The organism is Kineococcus sp. TRM81007 (assembly GCF_022669155.1).
Taxonomy (GTDB): Bacteria; Actinomycetota; Actinomycetes; order Actinomycetales; family Kineococcaceae; genus Kineococcus.
On the sequence record NZ_JALBVB010000056.1, the window covers coordinates 142,839 to 148,496 of the forward strand.

At 58.2% G+C, this 5,658-nt stretch carries 2 rRNA genes; both read left to right on the forward strand.

What is annotated here, in order from left to right:
• Nucleotides 1–225 precede the first annotated feature (225 nt).
• A 16S ribosomal RNA gene (locus tag MN205_RS14860) occupies nt 226–1,753 on the forward strand.
• A gap of 684 nt (nt 1,754–2,437) precedes the next feature.
• Nucleotides 2,438–5,588, forward strand: a 23S ribosomal RNA gene (locus MN205_RS14865).
• Together the 16S and 23S rRNA genes form the textbook arrangement of a ribosomal RNA operon.
• The last annotated feature ends 70 nt before the right edge of the window (nt 5,589–5,658 follow it).

Genomic DNA, 5,658 nt, shown 5'->3' on the forward strand with positions numbered 1-5,658 from the left:
GGTGCGTCCGGTTCTTGAGAACTCAACAGTGTGCCAAGTGTTGATGCCAAATCAATCAACCCCGTGGCACTTCCCGTGTGGGGAGTGTTGGGGATTCCTTTGGTGTTGTTCCCGTTCGTGTCCTCGCCAGGGCGCGGGCGGGTTTCGAGATCAGAGGTCAAACTAAGCAAGTTGATTGCCTGATGGCTGTGCCGGGTTTTCCCGGTGGGGTTGTCTATGGTTTTTTCGACGGAGAGTTTGATCCTGGCTCAGGACGAACGCTGGCGGCGTGCTTAACACATGCAAGTCGAACGGTGAAGCCCTTCGGGGTGGATCAGTGGCGAACGGGTGAGTAACACGTGAGCAACCTGCCCTCAGCTCTGGGACAACCACTGGAAACGGTGGCTAATACCGGATACGACCTACCGCCGCATGGTGTGTGGGTGGAAAGTTTTTCGGCTGGGGATGGGCTCGCGGCCTATCAGCTTGTTGGTGGGGTGATGGCCCACCAAGGCGACGACGGGTAGCCGGCCTGAGAGGGCGACCGGCCACACTGGGACTGAGACACGGCCCAGACTCCTACGGGAGGCAGCAGTGGGGAATATTGCACAATGGGCGCAAGCCTGATGCAGCGACGCCGCGTGAGGGATGACGGCCTTCGGGTTGTAAACCTCTTTCAGCAGGGAAGAAGCCACATCTTGGTGTGGTGACGGTACTTGCAGAAGAAGCACCGGCTAACTACGTGCCAGCAGCCGCGGTAATACGTAGGGTGCAAGCGTTGTCCGGAATTATTGGGCGTAAAGAGCTCGTAGGCGGTGTGTCGCGTCTGCTGTGAAAACTCAGGGCTCAACTCTGAGCTTGCAGTGGGTACGGGCACACTTGAGTGCTGTAGGGGAGACTGGAATTCCTGGTGTAGCGGTGAAATGCGCAGATATCAGGAGGAACACCGGTGGCGAAGGCGGGTCTCTGGGCAGTTACTGACGCTGAGGAGCGAAAGCATGGGGAGCGAACAGGATTAGATACCCTGGTAGTCCATGCCGTAAACGTTGGGCGCTAGGTGTGGGATCCATTCCACGGGTTCCGTGCCGCAGCTAACGCATTAAGCGCCCCGCCTGGGGAGTACGGCCGCAAGGCTAAAACTCAAAGGAATTGACGGGGGCCCGCACAAGCGGCGGAGCATGCGGATTAATTCGATGCAACGCGAAGAACCTTACCAAGGCTTGACATGCACGGTGTACCGCCAGAGATGGTGGGTCATTTAGGTGGCCGTGTACAGGTGGTGCATGGTTGTCGTCAGCTCGTGTCGTGAGATGTTGGGTTAAGTCCCGCAACGAGCGCAACCCTCGTTCCATGTTGCCAGCAATTCGGTTGGGGACTCATGGGAGACTGCCGGGGTCAACTCGGAGGAAGGTGGGGATGACGTCAAATCATCATGCCCCTTATGTCTTGGGCTTCACGCATGCTACAATGGCCAGTACAGAGGGCTGCGATACCGTGAGGTGGAGCGAATCCCAAAAAGCTGGTCTCAGTTCGGATCGGGGTCTGCAACTCGACCCCGTGAAGTCGGAGTCGCTAGTAATCGCAGATCAGCAACGCTGCGGTGAATACGTTCCCGGGCCTTGTACACACCGCCCGTCACGTCATGAAAGTCGGTAACACCCGAAGCCGGTGGCCCAACCCGTAAGGGGGGGAGCTGTCGAAGGTGGGACTGGCGATTGGGACGAAGTCGTAACAAGGTAGCCGTACCGGAAGGTGCGGCTGGATCACCTCCTTTCTAAGGAGCAACTGCTCGAGCGCGTGATGCTCCGGCGGCCGTCGTGTCGTTCGGGGTGTGCTCGAGGGGAGCCGGTTTCTGCCAGCGAACGTCTGGTGGCCGGTGCTCGAGGGTGGAACATCAACACGGTGCTCACCGCGTTCGCGGTGGTCAGTACGGCCTGATTCCTTGCCTGGTTGGTTCTGGGTGGGGGGTCGTTGAGGGTCTGGAACGCCATCGGGTGTCGGGGTGGGTGCTTGGTGCACTGTTGGGTCCTGAGGGACCGGGCATCGTCGTTCGTCGCCGGCTGGGGGATTCGTCTTCTGGTGCCGGTGGTGGGCGGTGGGGTTCGTTCTTCTCTGGTCAGGGCTTGTCCTGGGGTGTACATCGGTCGTGCTTGCAGCTGCTCGTGTGGGGTTGTGGGTGCGGTGCTGGTGCGCTTCGTTGCGGGATGGGTGTTCTGGTTGTTGTTTGAGAACTGCACAGTGGACGCGAGCATTGCAATGACAATGTGATCTTGTGCCGGGTCGTGGTGCGTGTGTTGGTGGCGCGTGGGCGGGTCGGTACGTGAGTGTTTCTTTGTCGTGGTGCTTCGTCGAGTAGATTTTTTTCTGTGTCTTTGTGGTTTGGGTTCTTTGGCTTGGGCTGCTGTGCACCGTGTGTCTTCGCCTTCCGTTTGTGGGGGTGGGGTGTGGTGTGTGGTGGTGGCAAGTGTGTAAGGGCGCATGGTGGATGCCTTGGCATCAGGAGCCGATGAAGGACGTGGGAGCCTGCGATAAGCCTCGGGGAGTTGGCAACCGAATGTTGATCCGAGGGTGTCCGAATGGGGAAACCCGGCCGTCGTCATGGGCGGTCACCCGCACCTGAATGTATAGGGTGTGTGGAGGGAACGTGGGGAAGTGAAACATCTCAGTACCCACAGGAAGAGAAAACAACAGTGATTCCGTCAGTAGTGGCGAGCGAACGCGGATGAGGCTAAACCGTTTCCGTTGAAGACCTGGTAGGGGTTGCGGGTGCGGGGTTGTGGGAGTGTGTTGGAAGCGGCTACCGACGCTTCGGGCAGTGAGAAAGTCGTGGCATAGCCGAAGGATCTGGGAAGGTCCGGCGTAGTGGGTGAAACCCCCGTAGGCGAAATGTTGCGGCCTGTCTGGATGCATCTCCCGAGTAGCACGGGGCTCGTGAAATCTCGTGTGAATCTGCCAGGACCACCTGGTAAGCCTAAATACTTCCTGATGACCGATAGCGGACAAGTACCGTGAGGGAATGGTGAAAAGCACCCCGGGAGGGGAGTGAAATAGTACCTGAAACCGTGTGCCTACAATCCGTCGGAGCAGACTCGTTTCTGTGACGGCGTGCCTTTTGAAGAATGAGCCTGCGAGTTAGTGGTACGTGGCGAGGTTAACCCGGGTGGGGAAGCCGTAGCGAAAGCGAGTCCGAACAGGGCGTTTTTAGTCGCGTGCTCTAGACCCGAAGCGGAGTGATCTACCCATGGCCAGGTTGAAGCGCGGGTAAGACCGCGTGGAGGACCGAACCCACCAGGGTTGAAAACCTGGGGGATGAGCTGTGGGTAGGGGTGAAAGGCCAATCAAACTCCGTGATAGCTGGTTCTCCCCGAAATGCATTTAGGTGCAGCGTCACGTGTTTCTTGCTGGAGGTAGAGCTACTGGATGGCCGATGGGCCCCACCGGGTTACTGACGTCAGCCAAACTCCGAATGCCGGTAAGTGAGAGCGTGGCAGTGAGACTGCGGGGGATAAGCTTCGTAGTCGAGAGGGAAACAGCCCAGATCATCAGCTAAGGCCCCTAAGCGTGTGCTAAGTGGGAAAGGATGTGGAGTTGCGCAGACAACCAGGAGGTTGGCTTAGAAGCAGCCACCCTTGAAAGAGTGCGTAATAGCTCACTGGTCAAGTGATTCCGCGCCGACAATGTAGCGGGGCTCAAGCACACCGCCGAAGCTGTGGCACTCACACGTGAAACTTCAGGAGAGGGCGTTGTTCTTCTCCTGCAGGTGTGTGGGTGGGTAGGGGAGCGTCGTGTGTGGGGTGAAGCGGCCGAGTGATCGTGTCGTGGACTGCACACGAGTGAGAATGCAGGCATGAGTAGCGAATGACGGGTGAGAAACCCGTCCGCCGATTGACCAAGGGTTCCAGGGCCAGGTTCATCCGCCCTGGGTAAGTCGGGACCTAAGGCGAGGCCGACAGGCGTAGTCGATGGACAACGGGTTGATATTCCCGTACCGGCGTAGAACCGCCCATGCTGAATCCGGTGATGCTAAGCACCCAAAGCCGCTGGTGCCTTCGGGTACTGGTTGGTGGAGCGTGTGACCCGATCCGGTAGTAGGCAAGCGTAGTAACAGGGGTGACGCAGGAGGGTAGCTTCCGCGTGGCGATGGTTGTCCACGTCCAAGGGTGTAGGGCGAGGTGTAGGCAAATCCGCACCTCTGACTTTGATGTCGGGCCTGAGACCTGATGGTGACCCCGTATGGGGGAAGCAGGGTGATCCCATGCTGTCTAGAAAAGCCTCGGCGCGAGGTTCGAGCCGCCCGTACCCTAAACCGACTCAGGTGGTCAGGTAGAGAATACCGAGGCGATCGAGTGAATCGTGGTTAAGGAACTCGGCAAAATGCCCCCGTAACTTCGGGAGAAGGGGGGCCTGAGGCGTGAAGCCGCTTGCCGGCTAGCGTTTGAGGGCCGCAGAGACCAGGGGGAAGCGACTGTTTACTAAAAACACAGGTCCGTGCGAAGTCGTAAGACGATGTATACGGACTGACGCCTGCCCGGTGCTGGAACGTTAAGGGGACCGGTTACTCCACCTCGTGTGGAGGACGCTGAGAACTTAAGCGCCAGTAAACGGCGGTGGTAACTATAACCATCCTAAGGTAGCGAAATTCCTTGTCGGGTAAGTTCCGACCTGCACGAATGGCGTAACGACTTCCCCGCTGTCTCAACCGCGAACTCGGCGAAATTGCACTACGAGTAAAGATGCTCGTTACGCGCAGCAGGACGGAAAGACCCCGGGACCTTCACTATAGCTTGGTATTGGTGTTCGGAACGGCTTGTGTAGGATAGGTGGGAGACGGTGAAGCGGTCACGCTAGTGGTCGTGGAGTCAACGTTGAAATACCACTCTGGTCGTTCTGGATGTCTAACTTCGGTCCGTGATCCGGATCAGGGACAGTGCCTGGTGGGTAGTTTAACTGGGGCGGTTGCCTCCTAAAGAGTAACGGAGGCGCCCAAAGGTTCCCTCAGCCTGGTTGGCAATCAGGTGTTGAGTGCAAGTGCACAAGGGAGCTTGACTGTGAGACAGACATGTCGAGCAGGGACGAAAGTCGGGACTAGTGATCCGGCCGTGGAGTGTGGAATCGCGGTCGCTCAACGGATAAAAGGTACCCCGGGGATAACAGGCTGATCTTGCCCAAGAGTCCATATCGACGGCATGGTTTGGCACCTCGATGTCGGCTCGTCGCATCCTGGGGCTGGAGTAGGTCCCAAGGGTTGGGCTGTTCGCCCATTAAAGCGGTACGCGAGCTGGGTTTAGAACGTCGTGAGACAGTTCGGTCCCTATCCGCTGCGCGCGCAGGAAACTTGAGAAGGGCTGTCCCTAGTACGAGAGGACCGGGACGGACGAACCTCTGGTGTGCCAGTTGTTCCGCCAGGAGCATGGCTGGTTGGCTACGTTCGGAAGGGATAACCGCTGAAGGCATCTAAGCGGGAAGCCTGCTTCGAGATGAGGTTTCCATGCCCCGTAAAAGGGGTGAGAGGCTCCCTGGAGACGACAGGGTTGATAGGCCGGGTGTGGAAGCAACGACTTAACGAGTTGTGGAGCTGACCGGTACTAATAAGCCGATCACTTGTTACCAGCGCACACCAGACTCCACCGAGCAGTGGTGGTGGGTGTGGTGCCTGGGTCGAGGAACGAGCACGAAGTG